The 20,634-nt window shown below is 75.0% G+C and carries 22 protein-coding genes; 17 read left to right on the forward strand and 5 right to left on the reverse strand.

What is annotated here, in order from left to right:
• Nucleotides 1-152: 152 nt before the first annotated feature.
• The 8 genes from IE329_RS02810 to IE329_RS02845 all read left to right on the forward strand — a co-directional run bounded on the left by IE329_RS02810 (nt 153) and on the right by IE329_RS02845 (nt 8,550).
• Nucleotides 153-554 carry a hypothetical protein gene (locus tag IE329_RS02810; RefSeq protein WP_190209151.1) on the forward strand — a complete coding sequence of 134 codons (402 nt, stop codon included), beginning with the start codon at nt 153-155 and terminating at the stop codon, nt 552-554.
• A gap of 310 nt (nt 555-864) precedes the next feature.
• Nucleotides 865-2,130, forward strand: a complete 1,266-nt coding sequence (locus tag IE329_RS02815) for an NYN domain-containing protein (protein WP_190209152.1) — start codon at nt 865-867, stop codon at nt 2,128-2,130.
• Nucleotides 2,131-2,362: 232 nt separating this feature from the next.
• Nucleotides 2,363-3,316, forward strand: a complete 954-nt coding sequence (locus IE329_RS02820) for an ABC transporter ATP-binding protein (RefSeq protein ID WP_229927142.1) — start codon at nt 2,363-2,365, stop codon at nt 3,314-3,316.
• Nucleotides 3,313-4,128 (forward strand): ABC transporter permease, encoded by an 816-nt coding sequence (locus tag IE329_RS02825; protein WP_190209154.1) that lies wholly within the window; start codon nt 3,313-3,315, stop codon nt 4,126-4,128. The genes IE329_RS02820 and IE329_RS02825 overlap by 4 nt, the downstream gene beginning before the upstream one ends.
• 149 nt (nt 4,129-4,277) lie before the next feature.
• Nucleotides 4,278-5,102 carry an alpha/beta hydrolase gene (locus tag IE329_RS02830; protein WP_190209155.1) on the forward strand — a complete coding sequence of 275 codons (825 nt, stop codon included), beginning with the start codon at nt 4,278-4,280 and terminating at the stop codon, nt 5,100-5,102.
• Nucleotides 5,103-5,160: 58 nt separating this feature from the next.
• Nucleotides 5,161-6,156: a LacI family DNA-binding transcriptional regulator gene (locus IE329_RS02835; protein ID WP_229927125.1), complete on the forward strand. Its 996-nt coding sequence runs from the start codon at nt 5,161-5,163 to the stop codon at nt 6,154-6,156.
• Between the two features lie 287 nt (nt 6,157-6,443).
• A complete protein-coding gene (locus IE329_RS02840; protein ID WP_190209156.1) occupies nt 6,444-7,508 on the forward strand; it encodes a Gfo/Idh/MocA family protein in 1,065 nt (354 codons plus the stop codon).
• A gap of 124 nt (nt 7,509-7,632) precedes the next feature.
• A complete protein-coding gene (locus tag IE329_RS02845; protein WP_190209157.1) occupies nt 7,633-8,550 on the forward strand; it encodes a hypothetical protein in 918 nt (305 codons plus the stop codon).
• A gap of 146 nt (nt 8,551-8,696) precedes the next feature.
• On the opposite strand, the gene ybaK is transcribed toward IE329_RS02845, so the two are convergent.
• The 3 genes from ybaK to IE329_RS02860 form a co-directional block, all read right to left on the reverse strand.
• The gene (ybaK, locus tag IE329_RS02850) at nt 8,697-9,191 is read right to left on the reverse strand and encodes a Cys-tRNA(Pro) deacylase (protein ID WP_190209158.1); all 495 of its coding nucleotides are present in this window, start codon (nt 9,189-9,191) and stop codon (nt 8,697-8,699) included.
• 113 nt (nt 9,192-9,304) lie between these two features.
• On the reverse strand, nt 9,305-10,033 hold the full coding sequence (locus tag IE329_RS02855) for an LON peptidase substrate-binding domain-containing protein (protein WP_073921903.1): 729 nt from the start codon (nt 10,031-10,033) through the stop codon (nt 9,305-9,307).
• 72 nt (nt 10,034-10,105) lie between these two features.
• Complete coding sequence (locus IE329_RS02860; RefSeq protein ID WP_190209159.1) at nt 10,106-11,728, reverse strand: oxidoreductase; 1,623 nt, start codon at nt 11,726-11,728, stop codon at nt 10,106-10,108.
• A 95-nt stretch (nt 11,729-11,823) separates the two neighbouring features.
• Here IE329_RS02860 and hisD point away from each other — a divergent pair, with 95 nt between their 5' ends.
• From hisD to hisF, 8 genes are read left to right on the forward strand one after another with little or no spacing between them, the layout of a single operon-like run.
• The gene (gene hisD / locus IE329_RS02865) at nt 11,824-13,134 is read left to right on the forward strand and encodes a histidinol dehydrogenase (protein ID WP_190209160.1); all 1,311 of its coding nucleotides are present in this window, start codon (nt 11,824-11,826) and stop codon (nt 13,132-13,134) included.
• Entirely contained in the window at nt 13,131-14,228 is a 1,098-nt protein-coding gene (locus IE329_RS02870; RefSeq protein WP_229927126.1) for a histidinol-phosphate transaminase, read from the forward strand. Before hisD ends, IE329_RS02870 begins: the two co-directional genes overlap by 4 nt.
• Before the next feature lie 5 nt (nt 14,229-14,233).
• Nucleotides 14,234-14,845 (forward strand): imidazoleglycerol-phosphate dehydratase HisB, encoded by a 612-nt coding sequence (gene hisB / locus IE329_RS02875; RefSeq protein ID WP_073921906.1) that lies wholly within the window; start codon nt 14,234-14,236, stop codon nt 14,843-14,845.
• A complete protein-coding gene (locus IE329_RS02880) occupies nt 14,842-14,994 on the forward strand; it encodes a hypothetical protein (RefSeq protein WP_190209161.1) in 153 nt (50 codons plus the stop codon). Before hisB ends, IE329_RS02880 begins: the two co-directional genes overlap by 4 nt.
• 21 nt (nt 14,995-15,015) lie before the next feature.
• Nucleotides 15,016-15,651, forward strand: coding sequence for an imidazole glycerol phosphate synthase subunit HisH (gene hisH / locus IE329_RS02885; RefSeq protein WP_190209162.1), 636 nt, complete (start codon nt 15,016-15,018; stop codon nt 15,649-15,651).
• Nucleotides 15,652-15,672: 21 nt separating this feature from the next.
• Nucleotides 15,673-16,398 carry a bifunctional 1-(5-phosphoribosyl)-5-((5-phosphoribosylamino)methylideneamino)imidazole-4-carboxamide isomerase/phosphoribosylanthranilate isomerase PriA gene (priA, locus tag IE329_RS02890; protein WP_190209163.1) on the forward strand — a complete coding sequence of 242 codons (726 nt, stop codon included), beginning with the start codon at nt 15,673-15,675 and terminating at the stop codon, nt 16,396-16,398.
• A complete protein-coding gene (locus tag IE329_RS02895) occupies nt 16,395-16,826 on the forward strand; it encodes a RidA family protein (RefSeq protein ID WP_190209164.1) in 432 nt (143 codons plus the stop codon). Before priA ends, IE329_RS02895 begins: the two co-directional genes overlap by 4 nt.
• Entirely contained in the window at nt 16,823-17,602 is a 780-nt protein-coding gene (gene hisF, locus IE329_RS02900; RefSeq protein WP_190209165.1) for an imidazole glycerol phosphate synthase subunit HisF, read from the forward strand. Before IE329_RS02895 ends, hisF begins: the two co-directional genes overlap by 4 nt.
• A 101-nt stretch (nt 17,603-17,703) precedes the next feature.
• Here hisF and IE329_RS02905 read toward each other — a convergent pair whose 3' ends face one another.
• Complete coding sequence (locus IE329_RS02905) at nt 17,704-18,177, reverse strand: YfbM family protein (RefSeq protein WP_190209166.1); 474 nt, start codon at nt 18,175-18,177, stop codon at nt 17,704-17,706.
• Nucleotides 18,178-18,338: 161 nt separating this feature from the next.
• Here IE329_RS02905 and IE329_RS02910 point away from each other — a divergent pair, with 161 nt between their 5' ends.
• Nucleotides 18,339-19,916, forward strand: a complete 1,578-nt coding sequence (locus tag IE329_RS02910; protein ID WP_190209348.1) for an IS1182 family transposase — start codon at nt 18,339-18,341, stop codon at nt 19,914-19,916.
• Between the two features lie 40 nt (nt 19,917-19,956).
• Here the strand turns inward: IE329_RS02910 and IE329_RS02915 are convergent, their stop codons facing one another.
• Complete coding sequence (locus IE329_RS02915; protein WP_190209167.1) at nt 19,957-20,616, reverse strand: TIGR03085 family metal-binding protein; 660 nt, start codon at nt 20,614-20,616, stop codon at nt 19,957-19,959.
• Nucleotides 20,617-20,634 lie beyond the last annotated feature (18 nt).

The raw sequence follows: 20,634 nt of genomic DNA on the forward strand, positions 1-20,634 counted from the left end.
TCGTCCGGCCGTCCGGTCGTCCTGGTCGGGCGTCCGGTGGCCGGCGGGCGCGGCCCGTGCCTCACTGGGGTGGCGGCACCGGCCCGGGCGGCCGGTCCGGCAGCCCGGAGCGGACGGCGGACGGGTACGGACGGCGGAGGACGGGAGAGCCCATGAGACCCCCCGAGCACGGCGCCTGGCTGCGCCGGGGCATCAGCCGCGACGGCGGGCCGCTGGTGGAACGGGAGCACGTCGTCTGGCTGCAGGCGGGGGAGTACTACGCCGACAGCCGGGGGTTCGCCGGCGTCACCTCGTACGACGGCCGGCTGGTCACCTTCCACCACCAGGTGGGGGAGCCCGGACACGACCAGGGGGTGCTGCGGCGGGACGGCGGCAACCTGGTGGAGACCGGGACCAACCCGGACGGCAGCACCTTCCGCGAGGTCTGGACCCCGCTGCCGGACAGCGCGGGGCCGGCGGGCTCCTGGCGGGCGGGCGACTGCCAGGTCGTACGCGTCGGAGCGCACATCGTGCACGTGGACGGCGCCGGGGGCGGCTACCTGCGGGGACGCTGAGACGCTCCGGCGTACGCCGGAGCCGAGCGCCGTGCCGCGGCGCCGGGCGCGGGCGGGCGGGGCGGCCCGTGGACGGCGGAGGTTCACCGCCCGAAGCCTGGGTAAAGGAGTCCCCAACGATCGGGCGGGCAGGGGCGCGGCCGGTCGGGGCGATCGGCGTGGTTCGGGGTACCCGGGCCGGGCCGGTCGGGCAGACTGCTCCCTACGCCGCGCGCCGGGCCCGCCGTCCGAGCGCTGGGCGGACCGCGCCCGCCAGGTGCTGCCGGCCCGGCGGCGCCGTACCCGGGGCCGACCGGAAAGAGGTGCGGACGTGGACCGCTGTGTCGTCCTGGTGGATGCCGGATACCTGCTGGGCGCCGCCGCCAGCCTGCTCGCCGGGGACCCGTCCCGCTCGCGGGTGACGGTGGACCACACCGCCCTGATCGCCGCGCTGCGCGAACGCGCCGAGGAGGAGACCGGGCTGCCGCTGCTGCGGATCTACTGGTTCGACGCCGCGCCCGACCGCCGCCCGATGCCCGAGCACCGCCGGCTGCGGGTGCTGCCCAGGGTCACTGTCCGGCTGGGAGCGCTGACCCGGGCCGAGGGCCGCTGGGTGCAGAAGGGCGTGGACGCCGCGATGCACGCCGAACTCTCCGAACTGGCCCGCAACCGGGCCTGCGCCGACGTGGTGCTGATCACCGGCGACGGCGACCTGCTGCCGGGCATGATGTCCGCCAAGGAGCACGGCGTGGTGGTGCACCTGTGGGCGCTCCAGGCCGCCGACGGGGACTTCAACCAGTCCGAGGACCTGGTGGGCGAGGCCGACGAGCGGCGGGTGCTGGACCGCGAGTGGATCGAGCGCTGGGTCGGCCCCCGGGAGACGGCGCCGGCCTTCCCCGCCCCCGGGCCACGTCCGGAGATCGCCAAGATCCTCGCCGCGCCGCCCGCGGCCGTCCGGCCCGCGGCCGCCGCGCCGCCCGCCCCGGCCCGCCCGCAGCCGGCCGCCGCGCTGGCCGGCTCGGCCCTGGCGGGCCGGCGGATGGCGGGGCCCGGCATCCCCGGCCCGGCCGTCGCCGGGCAGGCGATGGCCGTGAACGGGCTGAAGGTCGTCCCCACCCCCAAGGACCTGGCGGGCCGGGTGCCCCCCGCCGCGCCCGCCGCCCAGCCGCACGGCGGCCCGGTGCTGCGCTGGTCCTCCGACCGGGGCTGGGTCGACCGCCCCGGCGGGGACACCGCCACCCCCGGCGACGCGCTGCCCACCCTCGCCCAGCTGACCACCGCCGAGCAGCGCTGGGCCGACCGGGAGGAGGACATCACCTCCATCGGCGGCGACGCCCACGAGGTCGGCCAGGTCTTCGCCCGCCGCTGGACCGAACGCCTCGGCGACGCCGAGCGGCTCACCGTCCTGTGGCCCGACTACCCGCGCATCCCGCACCGGGTCGACGGTGAGCTGCTCCGCTACGCCGCCCGCTTCGGCCTGCTCGCCCACAAGGACGACCAGATCGACGAGCACGACCGGTACGCGATCCGGGCCGGCTTCTGGAAGGAACTCGCCACCCGCGTCCCCGGCGGGGACCTGATCGTCGTCGACGACTGATCCGGCCCGGCCCCGGAACCTGCCCCGCCGGCACCCGGCCGGGTGCCGCAGCCTCGCCGCGGCCCCGGCGTGCCCGCCCGGCCTCCGCCGGATCGGGCCCCCTTGTCCGGTTCTGGCCCCCCAGCGCGTAGAGTCTTCGCTCGTGAGCGAGACCGACCGGCGGGCACCACGCGCCGCGCCCCAGGGCGAGGCCGCCGGTACGCCGGGGCGGCGTGCCGGGCAGTGCTGTGCCGTGCGCGACCTGGTGAAGACGTACCCCGCCGGCCGGGGCGCCGGTGCCGGCGCCGGGCCGGTCCGCGCCAACGACGGCATCACCCTGGACGTCCGCCAGGGCGAGGTCTTCGGACTGCTCGGGCCCAACGGGGCCGGCAAGTCCACCCTGGTCCGCCAGCTCACCGGACTGCTGCGCCCGGACAGCGGCAGCGTCGAGATCCTCGGCCACGACGTGGTGCGCCACCCCGAACGGGCCGCCCGGCTGCTCGCCTACCTCGGCCAGGAGTCCAGCGCGCTCGACGAGCTGACCGTCTCGCTGGCCGCCGAGACCACCGGCCGGCTGCGCGGCCTCGGCCGCGCGCAGGCCCGCTCCCAGGCCGCCGACGTGCTCACCGAACTGGGCCTGGAGGGCATCGCCGGCCGGCCGCTGGCCAAGCTCTCGGGCGGCCAGCGCCGGCTGGCCTGCTTCGCCGCCGTCCTGGTCGGGGAGCGCCCGCTGCTCGTCCTGGACGAGCCGACCACCGGCATGGACCCGGTGGCCAGGCGGGCCGTCTGGTCCGCCGTGGACCGCCGTCGGGCCGAGCACGGCGTCACCGTCCTGCTGGTCACCCACAACGTGATCGAGGCGGAGACCGTGCTCGACCGCGTCGCGGTGGTGGACGAGGGCCGGGTGATCGCCTGCGACACGCCCGGCGGCCTCAAGGCCCTGGTGGACGGCGACGTCCGGCTGGACCTGGTCTGGCGCACCGAGGCGCCGCTGGAGGTGCCGGCCGTCGCCCTGCTCGCCGAACGGGCCGAGCGCACCGGCCGCCGCTGGACCGTGCGCACCAGCCCCGAGCAGGCCCGCGAACTGGTCGCCGCCGTCACCACCGGCCCGGCCTTCGCCGCCCTGGACGACTTCACCCTGGCCACCCCGAGCCTAGAGGACGCGTACCTCAAGCTGGGCGGCCGTCACGGAGGCCTGGCCAAGTGACCCTGCTGTCCGCCCCGCCGCAGACCACCGCGGGCCCGCCGCCCGCCGCGCCGGCCCCGCTGGCGCCCGCCGCCCGGCTGCTGCCCGCGCTGGCCGCCGTCTACCGGGCCCAGCTGGCCCGGGCCAAGGTGGCGCGGATCCCGCTGCTCTTCGTCGCGACCTTCCAGTCGCTCGGCATCCTGGTGATGATGCGCGGCGTCGTCGACCCCGGGGACAACGCGGCCGCGCACACCGTGGTGGCCGGCTCCAGCGTGCTGGTGGTCGCCTTCGTCGCGCTCAACCTGCTCTCCCAGTACTTCGGCCGGCTGCGGGCCACCGGCGGGCTGGACCACTACGCGACGCTGCCGGTGCCGGCCGCCTCGGTGGTGCTCGGCGCCGCCGCCGCGTACGCCTCCTTCACGCTGCCGGGCACGCTGGTCACGGCCGCCGTGGGGGCCTGGATGTTCGCCCTGCCGGCCGCCCACCTGTGGGTGCTGCTGCTGGTGGTGCCGCTGGCGGGGGCGGCGCTGTCCGGCCTCGGCGCGGTCTGCGGGCTGCTGGCGCCGCGCCAGGAGATCGCCACCCTGCTCGGCCAGCTCGGCATGTCGGCCGCGCTGCTGCTCGGCGTGCTGCCGGTGGAGCGCCTGCCGCAGCCGGTGCTGTGGCTGCGTGACCTGCTGCCCTCGACCTACGGGGTCGAGGCCTTCGCCCGGACCTTCAGCGCGAGCCCGGACTGGGCGGCGGTGGCCGGGGACCTCGCGGTCTGCGCGGGCGTCGGCCTGGTCTCGCTGGCCGCCGCGACCCTGGCCTACCGCCGGGCCACCACCCGCTAGCCGCGGCGCGGTACCTGCCGGCCCCCGGGCCGCAGGACGGACCCCGCCCCGGCGGGCCGCACACCGCCGGGTAGCGTGCTGCACCGGGGCGTGGGGTGCGCCCGGGCGCGCAGCGCGCCGGCGACGAGGGCAAACGGGGGTGCGGTGCCGTGACCGCGGACATCGATGTGACGACCGGGCTGCGCTACGGCGGGAGCGGCCGGTACCTGGACGTGTACCGCCCGGCCGCCGTGCCGGGGCCCGCGCCGGTGGTGCTGCTCTGGCACGGCCGGGGGCCCGACGAGCGGGACGTGCTCGCGCCGCTGGCCCGGGCGGCCGCCGGTCTCGGCCTGCTCGTCCTGGTGCCGGACTGGCGCTCCGACGCGCCCGACGGCGGCAGCGCGCACCTGCGGGACTCGGTGGCCTTCGCCCGCCGCGAGGCCGCGGACCTCGGCGGGGACGACCGGACCCTGGTGCTGGCCGGCTGGTCGATGGGCGCCAAGGCCGCCGTGGCGGCCGCCCTCAACCCCGCCGCGTTCGACGGCTGGCGCCCCACCGCCGTGGTCGGCATCGCCGGCGCGTACGGGACCGCCTCGCCGGTCACCGGCACCGCCCCGGTCGAGGACCTCGGCAGCGGCCGGGCCGGCCGAGTCGCCCCGGTGCCGGTCCGGCTGCTGCACGGCACCGCCGACCAGGTGGTGGACGCCGGGCGCTCGCGGGAGCTGCACGCCGCCCTGGCCGGCCGGGGCTGGCCGGTCACCCTGGACGAGGTGGACAGCGACCACGCGGGCGTCGTGATGACGGCGTACGCCCCGAAGCTCGGGCGCTGCGTGCCCAGCGCCGCCGGCCACGCCGTGCGGGCCGGGCGGCGGGCCGCCGCCCTGCTGGCCGAGGCGGCCGGGACGGCCCCGGCGCCCGGGATCCGCCGGGATCCGCCGGGACGGCCCCGGGCCGCCGGGAACGTGCAATCGATTGCACCAGGTCGTAGCCTGTGACGCCTGCCGACGGCTTCGGCAGGGCCGGCCGTGCCCGGCCGCGGGAGGAGGGCCCCGGATGGATCAGCAGTCGGTGACCATGAGCGACGTCGCCCGCGCCGCGGGAGTCTCGGTCACCACCGTCTCCTACGTGCTGAGCGGCAAGCGGGCGGTGGCCCCCGACAAGCGGGAGGCGGTGCAGAAGGCCGTCGCGGAGCTGGGGTTCCGGCTGAACACCGTGGCGCAGAGCCTGCGCACCAAGCGCTCCCGCACGGTGGCGCTGATCGTGCCGGACATCGCCAACCCGTTCTACGCGCAGCTGGCCCGCGGGCTGCAGGACGCGATGCGCCCGGAGCGGTACCACGTGGTCGTCTGCAACACGAACGCGGACCGGGCCGAGGAACTGCTCTACCTGGACGACGTGGTCCGGCGCCGGCTCGACGGGGTGGTGATCACGCCGCAGTGGCTGGCCCCGGAGGACTTCGACGCCGTCCGGGCGGCCGGCATCCCGGTCGTGGTCAGCTCCGACACCGGGCCCGGCAGCCTGGACCTGGTGCGCGCCGACTCCCACGAGGCCGTCGACCAGGCGGTCGCCCACCTCGCACGGCAGGGGCACGAGCGGCTCGGCATGCTGGCCGGGCCGGCCGGCGCACCCGCCGGCGACCCCCGCCTTGAGCTGTACCGCGCCGCCGCCGGACGGCACGGCCTGGACCTGCCGGCCGGCCTGATCGTCCGGGGGAAGCACACCCGCGAGGCCGGCGCCGAAGGGCTGCGCAGGCTGATGAGCCGCAAGAAGCCGCCCACGGCGATCGCCTGCGTCAACGACCGCACCGCCGTCGGCGCGCTGGAGGCCGCGGAGCAGCTGGGCCTCGCGATCCCGTCCGACCTGGCGCTGATCGGTCACGACGACATCGAGATCGCCTCCCTGGTGCGCCCCAGGCTCTCCACGATCCGCTACCCCGCCTACGAGGCGGGATCGACCTGCGGGCGTCTGCTGCTGGAGCGGATCGCGGGCCGGGCCGGCAGGTCGGAGGTCGCCCTGCGCACGCGACTGGTGCTGCGCGAAACCACCTGACCTGCGGGGACGGTCCGCGCGGAGAAGGCGGCTTGACAAGCTGCGGCGCTCTCGTCGTACCGTAGCGCAATCGATTGCGCGATGGGAACGACGGCGCCCGGCCGTCCGCTCGGACTGCCGTCCGCGGCGAGGGGGCGGGCCCGGTTCCCACCGGCTCACGCGAGCCCTCGACGGAGCGGGCGCCGGGTGTCCGCCCCCGGCCGGGGCAGCGGCCGCCTCCGGCGGGCCCGGGCCGCACACGCGGTTCCCGCGCGCATCGCCTTACCGGGTCGACCGAGAGGAATCCCATGACGCAGGACCGGCGGGTCATCACGGACGAGGCGGCGGGCACGGTGCTGCCCGCGCCGCGGACCCCCTCCCCCCGCGCCGCACCCGCGCTGAACTGGGGCGTGGTGGCCCCGGGCTGGATCGCGGCCCAGTTCGTGGAGGCCTTGCAGAAGCACACCGGGCAGAAGGTCGTGGCGGTCGGCTCGCGCGACGCCGGGCGGGCCCGCGCGTTCGCCGACCGGTTCGCCGTCCCGAGGGCCTACGGGAGCTACGCCGAACTCGTCGCGGACGACGACGTGGACATCGTCTACGTCGCGTCCCCGCACTCGGGCCACTTCGAGCAGGCCATGCAGGCGATCGAGGCGGGCCGGCACGTGCTCGTGGAGAAGGCGTTCACCCGCAACGCCCGCGAGGCCGAGCAGCTGATCGAAGCGGCCCGCAAGCGCGGGGTCTTCCTGATGGAGGCGATGTGGACGCGGTTCCTGCCGCACATCGACGTGGTCCGCCAGGTGCTCGAATCCGGCCTGCTCGGCGAGGTGCACACCGTCACGGCCGACCACGGACAGCAGATGGACCCGGACCCGGCCGGCCGACTCTTCGCGCCCGAGCTGGCGGGCGGGGCGCTCCTGGACCTCGGCATCTACCCGGTCTCCTTCGCCTCGATGGTGCTGGGGCCGTTCTCCTCGGTCACGGCGGTCGGCACGAAGGCCTTCACGGGCGTCGACGGCCAGGCGTCGATCGTGGTCACCACCGGGTCCGGAGCCCACGGGGTGCTGAACACGACGCTCTTCGCCCGTACCCCGACCACGGCGTCGATCTCGGGGACGCACGCCCGCCTGGAGATCGAGGGGCCCTTCTACGGGCCGGCCACGGTCCGTCTCATCGGCCGGGACAACGAGGTGACCGACCTGTTCGTCCCCCCGCAGCGCACCGGGGGCCTGTGCTACCAGGCCGCCGAGGCGGCGCGGTGCATCGGCGCCGGGCGCCTGGAGTCCGAGCTGATGCCGCTCGCCGAGACCCTGCGCATCATGCAGGTCCTGGACGGCGTCCGCCGTGACCTGGGCGTCGCCTTCCCGGGGGAGTGACCCGGCCCCGGGGGCGTCGCGCGGGTGCCCCGGGGGAGTGCGGGCGCCCCTGCCGCGCGCCGGCGGCCCGCCCGGGGCGTGGGCCGCACCCCCTCCGCGCGGCCGATCGTGAAACGATGGCCGGGTGACCGTACCGAACACACCTCCGGATCCCGGCAAGGTCCCCGCCGGGGAGCTCGCGAGCCCCGCCGCGGACGCCGCCGGGAGCACCGCGACGCCCGCGCTCCCGGGTACCGCCGGCCAGACCCCCGCCCCGGCCGCGTACCCCTACGGGGCGCTGCCGGTCCTGGAGGCGGAGCGGGCGCCCCGGCGACCGCTGCTGCCGGAGCTGCGGATCGGGGCGCTGACGGTGCTCGTCTGCCTCCTGCTCGGCTTCGTGATGGCCGGGCTCTGGGTCTGGCTGGCCCCGCAGGTGCCGCTGCTCGTCAAGGGCAACCGGATCCTGTACGCCGACCCCGAGGGCGAGCAGCGCGCCGGGGCCGACGCCGTCTTCGCCCTGATCGGCCTGGGCGCGGGTGTGGTCACCGCGCTGGGGGCCTTCCTGCTGACCCGGCGCCGGGGCGGCGGGATCGCGGTGGCGGTCGGGCTGACCGTCGGCGGGCTGGCCGGTTCGCTGATCGCCTGGCGGCTGGGCATCCGGCTCGGCCCGACCGCCGACGTGATCGCGCACGCCCGGCAGGTCGGTGACGGTCACCGGTTCACCGACGCCCTCCGGCTGGGCGCCAAGGGCGCGCTGCTGGTCTGGCCGATGACGGCGATGGTGCTGCTGCTGGCCCTCTCGGCGGCCTTCGGCAAGCGCGAGCAGGACCCGCCGCCGTACTGGGAGGGGGCCCACTGGCCGGGCTCCGAGCCCGACTACGCGCCCCCGGCGGACGGCGTCACCCCGGTCACCGGGCCCACGTCCCTCGACAAGCCCGCGCGCCCGGACACCCCGCCGCCGGCGGACGCGCCGGCCCGCCCGTCGTTCGAGAAGCCCGCCGGGCAGCCGGTCGCCGACCACGGGCCGACCGGGCAGCACGAGCGTCCGGCCCCGCCGGCCTGAGCCGCCCGCCCCGGCCGTACGACGGCCCGCACCGCACCACGACGGCCCCTGTCCGCCTCCGGCCCCTGTCCGCCTCCGGCCCCTGACCGCCTCCGGCGGCCGGGGGCCGTCCGCGTCCCCGGGGGCCCCGCCGCCGGCTGCGCGGCCTAACGGCCGATCGGGGCCGTCAGCGCCTTCGTCAGCGCCACCAGGTCGGCCGGGGCGAGTTCGACCTCCAGCCCGCGCCGGCCCGCCGACACGTACACCGTCGGGTGGGCCAGGACGCTGTCGTCCAGCACGGTGCGCAGCGGGCGGCGCTGGCCCAGCGGGGAGATGCCGCCCAGGACGTAGCCGCTGCTGCGCTCGGCGGCGGCCGGGTCGGCCATCGCGGCGCGCTTGCCGCCGACGGCGGCGGCCAGCGCCTTCAGGTCGAGCTTCCCGGAGACCGGCACCACCCCGACGGTGAGGGTGCCGTCGACGTCGGCGACCAGCGTCTTGAAGACCCGGCCGGCCGGGACGCCCAGCAGCTCGGCCGCCTCGCCGCCGTAGGTGGCGGCGGCCGGGTCGTGCTCGTAGGCGTGCACGGTGAACGGCACTCCGGCGGCCTCCAGGGCCACCGTCGCGGGCGTGCCCTGCCCGCCCTTCTTCGCCTTCTTGGCCATCACGGCCTCCCCTCGCGGTGGCGGCTCCCGGTGGTCGTGCCGGGACGTGTCGCGGGCACCGGTGGGCCCGGTGCCGCCCGTCCGGGCACCGGTCCGCGGGCCCGGGCGCCCGGTCAGTTCGGGCTGAAGGACTGCCGGGTCAGGTCGACGGCCGGCAGCGAGGGCAGCCAGGCGAGCACCGCGGCCTCCCGGCGCAGCAGCTCCAGCTCGGCGGTCAGCCGCTGCGCGGTGTCCGGGCAGGCGAGCAGCCGCTGCTTGACCGGGGTGTCGAAGACGGAGGCGGCCGCCACCAGGTAGGAGAGCACCTGCGGGTCGGCCGGCAGCTCCTGCTCGCCGGCGATGCTGGCCTCGCGGGCGCCCGCCAGTCGCTTCTGGTAGGTGCGGAAGGCCCGCTCGACGCCGGCGGCGAGGGCCCCGGCGCCCTCGCCCTGGTCCTCCTCGATCGTCTCGATCTCGCCGGTCAGGTACGGCCCGCCGGTGTCCACGCTGCGCAGCCAGAACCGGGTGGTGCCGGTGACCAGCAGCTCGTACCGGCCGTCCGGCTGCGGCTGGACGGAGGCCACGTCCGCGACGCAGCCGATGTGGTGCAGGGCCTCCAGCGGGTCGCCGGTGACGGTGCCCAGGCCGTCCAGCGGCCCGGCCGGGCCGTCGCTCTCGCGGACCGGGGAGACCTCGCGGCCGTCCTTGATCGCTAGCACCCCGAACCGGCGGGGCTGGTCCTCGGGGAGCGCCAGCAGGTCGGCGACGAGACGGCGGTAGCGCTCCTCGAAGACGTTGAGGGGCAGCACCAGGCCCGGGTAGAGGACCGAGTTGAGCGGGAAGAGCGGCAGCCGTTCTGTCACGGCGCTCAGCGTAGTTGCCCGAGGGTGCCACGCGCGCCCGGGTTACCGGGCGCGCGCCCCCGTGACCGCCGTTCAGCCGCGTTGCAGCAGCCTGGTCGCGCCCGCCACCACCGTGGTCGCCAGTACCCAGCCCACCAGTACCAGCCCGGCGGCGACCCACTGCCCGGCCCCCGCCGGGTTCCAGCCGTTCTGCCCGAGGTCGACCACCGGCAGCAGGTGCCCGAGGGTGTAGAGCGCGGCGTTCCAGTGCGGCCGTTCGTCGGCCTTGAGCGGCTCCGGCGGGTGCTGCTGGAAGAACAGGGTGCCGAGCAGCCAGGCCAGCAGCAGCCAGAGCGCCGCCCGGCCGGGCCGGTAGCCGTACCCGACGGTGGCCTCCTGGAGGTGCCCCCAGATCCGGCTGGGCAGCGGCAGGGTGGCGTACCGCCGGCGCTGCCTGGCGTAGAGCACCTCGCGCGCGTCGTCGTCCGCGCCGTCCCGGCGCAGCGCGGCGGCCAGCTGTTCGTAGGACTCCGGCTGGAAGTCGACGGAGGCGCTCTCCAGCCAGGCGATCCGCTCCTGGACGCCGAACGGCGCCAGCGGGCGCAGCACCTCGTAGGTGAAGCCGGTCAGGCCCAGGTGCTTGCCCGCCGGCCAGCTGGCCGGGGCGTCCACCAGGTTGCCGACCCGGGCGCGGGAGAGCGAGACGGTGCCGGTGGGCCGCATCCGGCAGGCGAAACGCAGCTCGGGGGTCTGGATCCGGCGCAGCGACAGCTCGTCCTCCGCCCCGAGGTGGAACTCGCCGGATATCAGGCAGGCGCTCTCGAACCGGGCGTCGGAGAGCCGGACCTTGCCGTACGCGCGGAACGGCGTGCTCGGCGCGCCGGGCGGCGGGCTCTCGCCGTAGCCGGAGCCGTAGTAGGTGCGGGAGCCGTACCAGCCGCCGTCCGCCGAGCTGGTCAGGTAGAGGGTGTGGCCGACGGTCAGGCGCACCGCGTTCAGGCAGGTGGAGCTCTGCGGCGTGCTGCGCAGCTGGGCGCCGCGCAGCGAGAGCCGGCCGCCGACCCGGGCGGTGCGCAGGCTCAGCTCGCCGGTGGACTCCAGCCGGTCGGCCTCGAAGTCCTGGTGGACGCTCATGCCGTCGGCGGAGAGCGAACGGCCGAAGCGGTCGGCGCCGACCACGGCCTGGTTCAGCAGCAGGTCGGTGCCGATCCGGGCGTCGGTCAGCCGGATGCCGTCCGGGACCCGGCAGCGGGCGAGGTGCAGATCGCCCTCGGTGGCCAGCCGGGAGGCCTCGATCCGCGGGATCAGGCAGGTGACGAAGCGCAGCGTGCCGGCCCGGGCCTCGGACATCAGCAGCTTGTTCGAGAAGCGGCAGTCGTGCAGTTCGACGTAGTGCGTGATGGTGCCGCCGGCCAGCACCAGCGGCCCGGTGACCAGGGCGCCGGTCAGTTTCAGGGCGGCCACCCGGCCGGGTATCGGGGCCGGGCCGTCGAGCAGCAGCCGGGCGATCACCTCGGCGCGGATCGTCCGCTCCGGGCCCCACGGGGTGTCGCCGAAGACGTCGTCCCGCTCGTCGGCGCGGTCCAGTTCCTGGTTGGTCCCCGGCGCACCGAGGCGCTCCCCGGTCCGGGCCGCGAGGTTGTAGACCACGCCCTGCCGGAACGCCTCCCACAGCCCCCGTTCCACCGGTGTCCAGTCCTCCGGTGCCTGCTCCACGATGCGTCCCCCCAAGATCCCCGGCCGTCTCGGCTTTCGTATCACGGACTGAAATGCGCGGCCGCCTGTTCCGGCCACTCCTTACACTGGGTGGCGTGATCTCTCGAATCGACCTCCGCGGCTCCCTTGAGGACCCGCGTGACCTGCTGCCCCGTGCCGAGTTCGACGTGGAGGCCGCCCTGGAGAAGGTGCGGCCGATCTGCGAGGACGTACGCCATCGCGGGGTCGCGGCGCTGATCGAGATCACCGAGCGCTTCGACGGCGTGACGCTGGCCTCCACCCGGATCCCCGAGGCGGACATCACCGCCGCGCTGGAGACCCTGGACCCGAAGGTCCGCGCCGCGCTGGAGGAGTCGATCCGCCGCGCCCGGCTGGTGCACCGCGAGCAGCGCCGCACCGACCACACCGTCCAGGTGGTCCCCGGCGGCACGGTGACCGAGCGCTGGGTGCCGGTCGACCGGGTCGGCCTGTACGTGCCGGGCGGCCTGGCCGTCTACCCGTCCTCCGTGGTGATGAACGTCGTCCCCGCGCAGGAGGCCGGCGTGCAGGGCATCGCCGTCACCTCGCCGCCGCAGAAGGCCTTCGGTGGCAGCGTCCACCCGACCATCCTGGCGGCCTGCGCGCTGCTCGGCGTCACCGAGGTGTACTCCGTCGGCGGCGCCCAGGCGGTCGCGATGTTCGCGTACGGCACCGAGGAGTGCCGCCCGGTCAACCTGGTGACCGGCCCCGGCAACATCTACGTGGCCGCCGCCAAGCGCCTGCTCAAGGGCCGGATCGGCATCGACGCCGAGGCCGGGCCGACCGAGATCGCCGTCCTCGCCGACGACAGCGCCTCGCCGCGCGACGTCGCCGCCGACCTGATCAGCCAGGCCGAGCACGACCCGATGGCCGCCTCGGTGCTGGTCACCGACTCCCTCGCGCTCGCCGACGCCGTCGAGACCGAGCTGAAGGCCCAGGTCGCGAACACCAAGCACCGCGAGCGGGTCACCGAGGCGCTGACCGGCCGGCAGTCCGGCATCGTGCTGGTCGACGACGTCGAGCAGGGCCTCGCGGTGGTCAACGCCTACGCCGCCGAGCACCTGGAGATCCAGACCCGCGACGCCCGCGCGGTCGCCGCCCGGGTCCGCAACGCCGGCGCGGTCTTCATCGGCCCGTACGCGCCGGTCTCGCTCGGCGACTACGCGGCCGGCTCCAACCACGTGCTGCCCACCGGCGGCTGCGCCTGCCACTCGTCGGGCCTGTCCGTGCAGTCCTTCCTGCGCGGCATCCACGTCGTGGACTACTCCCGCGAGGCGCTGGCGGACGTCGCCGCCCACGTGGTGAACCTCGCGAACGCCGAGGACCTGCCCGGTCACGGCGACGCCATCCGTGCCCGCTTCGACTGGACGGTACCGAACGCCTCGTGAAGATCGACGACCTGCCCGTACGGGACGAGCTGCGCGGCCAGTCCCCGTACGGCGCGCCGCAGCTCGACGTCCCCGTCCAGCTGAACACCAACGAGAACCCGTACCAGCTGCCCGAGCCGCTGGTGGCCCGGATCGCCGAGCGGGTGGCCGAGGCGGCCCGCAACCTCAACCGCTACCCGGACCGCGACGCCGTCGAGCTGCGCACCGAGCTGGCCCGCTACCTGACCCGCACCACCGGGTTCGAGCGGGCCCCCGAGCAGGTCTGGGCGGCCAACGGCTCCAACGAGATCATCCAGCAGCTGCTGCAGACCTTCGGCGGGCCCGGCCGCAGCGCGCTCGGCTTCGAGCCCTCGTACCAGATGCACGAGCTGATCTCGCGCGGCACCGGCACCCGGTGGATCGCCGGCCCGCGCCGCGCCGACTTCACCATCGACGTGGACGCGGCCGTCGCCGCGCTCGCCGAGCACCGCCCGGACGTGCTGTTCATCTGCTCGCCGAACAACCCGACCGGGACCGCCGTCGACGCCGCCACCGTGCTCGCGCTCCACGACGCGGCCCAGGCCGTCAAGCCGACCATGGTGATCGTCGACGAGGCGTACGTCGAGTTCTCGCACCGGGAGTCGCTGCTGCCGCTGCTGGCCGGGCGCCCGCTGCTGGTGGTCACCCGGACCATGTCCAAGGCCTTCGGCGCGGCCGGCCTGCGGCTCGGCTACCTGGCCGCCGACCGGGCGGTGGTGGACGCCGTGCAGCTGGTCCGGCTGCCCTACCACCTGTCGGCCGTCACCCAGGCCACCGCGCTGGCCTGCCTGGAGCACACCGACACCCTGCTCGGGTACGTCGAGCGGCTCAAGGCCGAGCGGGACCGGGTGGTCGACGCGCTGCGCGCGCTCGGCCTGGACGTCACCGACTCCGACTCCAACTTCATCCAGTTCGGCACCTTCGAGGACCAGCACGCCGTCTGGCGGGCGATCCTCGACCTGGGCGTCCTGATCCGCGACAACGGCGTCCCCGGGCAGCTGCGCGTCACCGCCGGCACCCCCGCCGAGAACGACGCCTTCCTGGACGCCGTCCGCACCGTCACCAAGGAGCTTTGAACCCTATGTCCGCGAAGAACGACGGTGCCCGCACCGGCCGGGTCGAGCGCACCACCAAGGAGACCTCGGTCCTGGTCGAGATCAACCTCGACGGCACCGGGAAGACCGACATCTCCACGGGCGTCGGGTTCTACGACCACATGCTCGACCAGCTCGGCCGCCACGGCCTCTTCGACCTGACCGTGAAGACCACCGGCGACCTGCACATCGACACCCACCACACCATCGAGGACACCGCCCTCGCGCTCGGCGCCGCCTTCAAGCAGGCGCTCGGCGACAAGGTCGGCATCTACCGCTTCGGCAACTGCACCGTCCCGCTGGACGAGTCGCTGGCCCAGGTCACCGTCGACCTCTCCGGCCGTCCGTACCTGGTGCACACCGAGCCGGAGTCGATGGCGCCGATGATCGGCAGCTACGACACCACGATGACCCGGCACATCTTCGAGTCCTTCGTGGCCCAGGCGCAGGTGGCCCTGCACATCCACGTCCCGTACGGTCGCAACGCGCACCACATCGTCGAGTGCCAGTTCAAGGCCCTCGCGCGTGCCCTGCGCTACGCCTCCGAGCGCGACCCGCGCGCGGCGGGCATCCTCCCCTCGACCAAGGGCGCACTGTGAGCAAGGCCGCAACACTCCTGATCATCGCCGGGCTGTTCCTGTCCGGCGGCGTGTACTCGTTCTGGAAGCAGAAGCAGTCCAAGAGCCTGGTCGCGGTCCTCGCGATCGGTGCGGCGCTGTGCCTCGTTTCCGGCGTCATGCGCCTCTAGAGAGACTGGACGACAACCTTCATGGCCAAGAACGTGGTGGTCCTCGACTACGGGTCGGGAAACCTGCGCTCCGCCCAGCGGGCCGTCGAGCGCACCGGTGCGAACGTCACCGTGACCTCGGACTTTCAGACCGCCCTGGACGCGGACGGCCTGCTCGTCCCCGGCGTCGGCGCCTTCGAGGCCTGCATGCGCGGGCTGAAGGCGGTGCGCGGCGACGTGATCATCGGCCGCCGGCTGGCCGGCGGCCGCCCGGTGCTCGGCATCTGCGTCGGCATGCAGATCCTGTTCGAGCGCGGCGTCGAGCACGGGGTGGAGAGCGCCGGCTGCGACGAGTGGCCCGGCACCGTCGAGCCGCTGGACGCGCCGATCGTCCCGCACATGGGCTGGAACACCGTGGACGCCCCCGAGGGCAGCCGGCTGTTCGCCGGCCTGGACCCGGACAGCCGCTTCTACTTCGTGCACTCCTACGGCGTGCGCCACTGGGAGCTCCAGGTCACCAACGACAACATCGCCGCCCCGCTGGTCACCTGGGCCACCCACGGGCAGCCGTTCGTCGCGGCCGTCGAGAACGGCCCGCTCTGGGCCACCCAGTTCCACCCCGAGAAGTCCGGCGACGCCGGCGCCGCCCTGCTGACCAACTGGGTCAACACCCTCTGACATCCGGAGAGTTGCAACTCCATGAGCAACCGCCTCGAACTCCTCCCCGCCGTCGACGTCCGCGACGGCCAGGCCGTCCGCCTGGTCAAGGGCGCCTCCGGCAGCGAGACCTCCTTCGGCGAGCCGCTCGCCGCCGCGCTGGCCTGGCAGAGCGCCGGCGCCGAGTGGCTGCACCTGGTCGACCTGGACGCCGCCTTCGGCACCGGTGACAACCGCGCCCTGGTCCGCGAGGTCACCGAGCGCCTCGACATCAAGGTCGAGCTCTCCGGCGGCATCCGCGACGACGCCACCCTGGCCGCCGCGCTGGCCACCGGCTGCCGCCGGGTCAACCTGGGCACCGCCGCGCTGGAGACCCCGGAGTGGGTCGCCAAGGTCATCGCCGAGCACGGCGACAGGATCGCGGTCGGCCTGGACGTGGTCGGCACCACCCTGAAGGGCCGCGGCTGGACGAAGGACGGCGGCGACCTCTTCGAGGTGCTCGCCCGCCTGGACGCCGAGGGCTGCGCCCGCTACGTGGTCACCGACGTCAACCGCGACGGCACCCTCACCGGCCCCAACCTCCAGCTGCTGCGCGACGTCTGCGCCGCCACCGACCGCCCGGTGGTCGCCTCCGGCGGGGTCTCCTCGCTGGCCGACCTGCGGGCCATCGCCACCCTCGTCCCCGAAGGTGTCGAGGGCGCCATCGTGGGCAAGGCACTCTACGAGCAGAAGTTCACCCTCGAAGAGGCCCTGGAGGCCGTGTCATGACAGATCGTCAGATCGTACGCGGCAAGCTGGCCGGGGCCTCCCCCTGGGAGGACGACTTCGGCTACTCGCGGGCGGTGGCGGCGGGCGACACCGTCCTGGTGGCCGGCACCACCGCCTGGGTGAACGGGAAGATCGAGCACGAGGGCGACCCGTACCAGCAGACGCTCGCCGCTTTCGGCGTGGGCCTCGGAGCCCTCGCCGCGTACGGTCTGACGGCGGACGACGTCGTCCGCACCCGGATGTACATCACGCACGTGCGCGACGCCGACGAGGTGGGCCGGGCCCACAAGAAGCTCTTCGACGCCGCCCGCCCGGTCGCCACCATGGTCGTGGTCGAGGGCCTGATCGACTCCCGGATGATGGTCGAGATCGAGCTGGAGGCCTACCGCGCCGGGCTCGCAAGCACTTTGGAAGGCAAACAGCCGTGACCCTCGCTGTACGTGTGATCCCCTGCCTGGACGTCGACGCGGGCCGGGTGGTCAAGGGCGTCAACTTCCAGAACCTGCGCGACGCCGGTGACCCGGTCGAGATGGCCAAGCTCTACGACGCCGAGGGCGCCGACGAACTGACCTTCCTCGACATCACCGCCTCCTCCGGCTCCCGGGAGACCACCTACGACGTGGTGCGCCGCACCGCCGAGCAGGTCTTCATCCCGCTGACCGTCGGCGGCGGCATCCGCGCCGTCGAGGACGTCGACAAGCTGCTGCGGGCCGGCGCCGACAAGATCGGCGTCAACACCGCCGCGATCGCCCGCCCCGAGCTGATCCGGGAGATCGCGCAGCGCTTCGGGCGCCAGGTGCTGGTGCTGTCGGTGGACGCCCGCCGCTGCCCCGAGGGCACCGAGACCGCCTCCGGCTTCGAGGTCACCACCCACGGCGGGCGCCGGGGCACCGGCCTGGACGCCGTCGAGTGGGCCGGCCGGGCCGCGGAGCTGGGCGCCGGCGAGATCCTGCTCAACTCGATGGACGCCGACGGCACCAAGGACGGCTACGACCTGGAGATGATCGCGGCCGTCCGCAAGACCGTCGCCGTCCCGGTGATCGCCTCCGGCGGCGCCGGCAAGCTCGCCGACTTCGCCCCCGCCGTCGAGGCCGGGGCCGACGCGGTGCTGGCCGCCAGCGTCTTCCACTTCGGCGATCTGCGGATCGGCCAGGTCAAGGACGCGCTGCGGGAGGCCGGGCACCCCGTCCGCCGGACGCACTGAGCACGGGCGCGGTGGGCCGCCGCCGGGCCCGACCGTGGCGCGAGGGACTCCGGCGGGTGCGGTGCGGCGCCTCGGTGCCGCGCCGCACCCGCGCCGGCCGCTCAGCCGAACTGCAGGATCGCCGCGGAGCCCGCGCGGGCCGCGTCGTCGAAGAACGCGACCAGGACCGCGTAGTGCACCCGCAGGTACTCCAGTTCGCCCTCCGGGTCGGACTGCCAGACGCCGGGATACACCGCCCGCTCCGTCATCCGGACCGGGTCGTAGTGCTCGGCGAGCCGCTCCCAGGGCAGCTCCCGCAACTGCCCGGCGGTCCGCCGCACGTCCTCGACGGTCCAGCCGTTGAGGCCCTTGTCGTCGATCGGGTAGCCGCCCTGGTCCAGCTCGACGGTCGCGTCCGCCGCGTCCAGCAGGAACTGGACACCGGCCCAGGCCTTGTCCAGGTACCCGCCGAACGCCTCCGGCGCGATGCCGTCCTCACCGTCGTGGTCGTAGTGGGCGTCGAGGAACTCCCCGGCCCGGTCCGGGTCCTCGGTGGCCCGCTCCAGCTGCTGCGGCGTCAAGGCTGTGAACGACATGACCGTGCCCATGGGAAGCCCCCCGTGATCGAGACCGGCGCACCGGGAGGCGCACCGGCGGCGAGTGTGCCACGGGGCTGTGACAGGGCCTAGAAGACTGATGAAGATGTTGGGTTCTGGCCCCACCGCGTGAGTGGTGGGGTCAGACTCGTTTCGTGGCGATGGGGGAATGGGCCGGGGAGACGGTCGGGCCGGACGTCTGGGAGACCTGCCGGGACCTGATCCCGGCAGGGAGCGTGTTCGCGTTCCTGGCCGAGCACCGGGGACGGCTGTTCCCGGCGGCGATGTTCGCGGACATGTATCCGTCAGCGAACGGCCGGCCGAGCATGCCGCCACAGGTCCTTGCCGCGGCGATCACGCTGCAGGCCCTGCACGGCCTGTCCGACTTCGAGACGGTCCAGGAACTGCGCTGCGACCTGCGGTGGAAGGCCGCCTGCGGGCTGGGCCTGCACGACACCGCGTTCGATTCGTCGCTGCTGGCCTACTTCCGCCGCCGTCTTGCCCGCTCCGGCTCGCCGAACCGGGTGTTCGAGGCCGTGCGTGAGGTCGTGAAGGCGACCGGCGTGCTGAAAGGACGCCAGAGGCGGGCGCTGGACTCCACCGTGCTGGACGACGCGGTCGCCACCCAGGACACCGTCACCCAGCTCATCGCCGCCGTCCGCGCGGTGATTCGCGAGGTCCCCGGCGCCGACCGGGTCGCGGCCGCGCAGTGCACCGCCCACGACTACACCGACCCGGGCAAGCCCCGCATCGCCTGGAACGACGAGCAGGCCCGCGCCGACCTCGTCGACGCACTGGTCGGCGACGCGCTCAGGCTGCTGGGCCACCTGCCCGACCAGCAGCTCGGCGAGAAGGCCGCGAACGCGGTCGGCCTGCTGGCCCTGGTCGCCGGGCAGGACGTCGAGCCCGCCGACCAATCCGACGGCCGTGACGGACGCTGGCGCCTCACCCGGGGAACCGCCTCGGACCGGGTCCTCTCCACAGTCGACCCCGACACCCGGCACGTCCACAAGACCCGCAGCCACTACCAGGACGGCTACAAGGCCCACCTGGCCGTCGAACCCGAAACCGGCCTGTTCACCGCCGTCGCCCTCACGCCCGGCAGCGGCAGCGACCACCATGAGGCGAGTGCCGCGCTCGACCTGCTCGCGGACGAGGACGAGCCCGTGGACGCGTTCGGCGACACCGCCTACTCCACCGGCCACACCCGCCAGGCGCTACAGCAGGCCGGGCACCGGCTGTTCCTCAAGCCCGCCCCGCTTAGGACCGCCGTGGTGGGCGGGTTCGGCCTCGACGACTTCGTCATCGACACCGAGGACGGCACGGTGACCTGCCCGGCCGACCACACCGTCCCCCTGGCCGGGCCGTCCGGGCAGAGGATGCAGCGCAAGGCAGTGTTCACCGACCAGTGCACCGGCTGCCCGCTGCGTCAGCGGTGCAGCACCGCCAAGTCCGGGCGGATCGTCACCGTCCGCCCCCATCACGACCTGCTCGCCGCCGCGCGCCGGCAAGCAGCCACCGACCCCGACTGGCAGGCCGCCTACCGACGCTGGCGGCCACCCGTCGAACGCGCCGTCGCCTGGCTCGTCGCCCACGGCAACCGACGGCTACGACACATCGGCACCATCAAGAACAACGCCTGGCTCCACACCCGCGCCGCCGCCCTCAACCTGCGGACACTGATCAACCTCGGACTCACCCACAACGGCACCACCTGGCAGATCCCGGCCACCGCCTGACGGCGGCAGCCGGGCTCACACCAAGATCTTCATCAGCCTTCTAGCGGCAGCCGCCGACCGTGCCGGGCGGCAGCGGGAGGGCCTTCGCCAGCGCCTCCACCGCCTCCTCGGACCCCTCCACCTCGACCTCGGCGCGGGCCCCGCGGCCGCCCGCGAACAGCACCAACTCGCCAGGTTCGCCGATCACTTCGACGTAGTCGCCGCCGGCCGGGCCGAGTTCGATCCGGCCCTGGCCGACCGAGCGCAGCCCGAGCCGCACCGGCGTCCTCGGGGCCGCCTCCAGCCGGGCCACCAGCGGCAGCCGGCGCCAGAGCGCCGCCGACATCGCCGGGGACACCTCGCGCGGCTCCCACGGGCCCGCCCGGCGGACGTCCTCCGCGTGCACGAAGTACTCGACCGTGTTGGCCGCCTCGTCGGCCCCCGGCAGCGCGAACGGCGACAGCAGCGGCGGCCCGGACCGGAACATCCGCACCAGTTCCTCGTACGGCCGCCGTGCCAGGCCTGCCTGCACCCGGGCCGTCCAGCCGGCCAGCGCCCGCAGCCGGATGCCCGCCGCCGCGTCCATCCGCCGCTCGCGCAGCACCAGGTGGGCGGCGAGGTCCCGGGTGGTCCAGCCGGCGCACAGGGTCGGCGCGTCCGGGCCGGCCGCCGTCAGCAGCTCGGCCAGGCGCAGGCGTTCGGTACGGGCGTGGTTCGACATGGCGCTCACCCTACGCCG

Source organism: Kitasatospora indigofera (assembly GCF_014655955.1).
GTDB lineage: Bacteria > Actinomycetota > Actinomycetes > Streptomycetales > Streptomycetaceae > Kitasatospora > Kitasatospora indigofera.

What these genes read in the sequence shown, in the direction of transcription:
- IE329_RS02810 (WP_190209151.1), top strand. Translation starts at nt 153, where the DNA reads ATGAGACCCCCCGAGCACGGCGCCTGGCTGCGCCGGGGCATCAGCCGC.
- IE329_RS02835 (WP_229927125.1), top strand. Translation starts at nt 5,161, where the DNA reads ATGGATCAGCAGTCGGTGACCATGAGCGACGTCGCCCGCGCCGCGGGA.
- IE329_RS02840 (WP_190209156.1), top strand. Translation starts at nt 6,444, where the DNA reads ATGACGCAGGACCGGCGGGTCATCACGGACGAGGCGGCGGGCACGGTG.
- ybaK (WP_190209158.1), bottom strand. Translation starts at nt 9,191, where the DNA reads ATGGCCAAGAAGGCGAAGAAGGGCGGGCAGGGCACGCCCGCGACGGTG.
- hisB (WP_073921906.1), top strand. Translation starts at nt 14,234, where the DNA reads ATGTCCGCGAAGAACGACGGTGCCCGCACCGGCCGGGTCGAGCGCACC.
- hisH (WP_190209162.1), top strand. Translation starts at nt 15,016, where the DNA reads ATGGCCAAGAACGTGGTGGTCCTCGACTACGGGTCGGGAAACCTGCGC.
- priA (WP_190209163.1), top strand. Translation starts at nt 15,673, where the DNA reads ATGAGCAACCGCCTCGAACTCCTCCCCGCCGTCGACGTCCGCGACGGC.
- IE329_RS02895 (WP_190209164.1), top strand. Translation starts at nt 16,395, where the DNA reads ATGACAGATCGTCAGATCGTACGCGGCAAGCTGGCCGGGGCCTCCCCC.
- IE329_RS02905 (WP_190209166.1), bottom strand. Translation starts at nt 18,177, where the DNA reads ATGTCGTTCACAGCCTTGACGCCGCAGCAGCTGGAGCGGGCCACCGAG.
- IE329_RS02910 (WP_190209348.1), top strand. Translation starts at nt 18,339, where the DNA reads ATGGGGGAATGGGCCGGGGAGACGGTCGGGCCGGACGTCTGGGAGACC.
- IE329_RS02915 (WP_190209167.1), bottom strand. Translation starts at nt 20,616, where the DNA reads ATGTCGAACCACGCCCGTACCGAACGCCTGCGCCTGGCCGAGCTGCTG.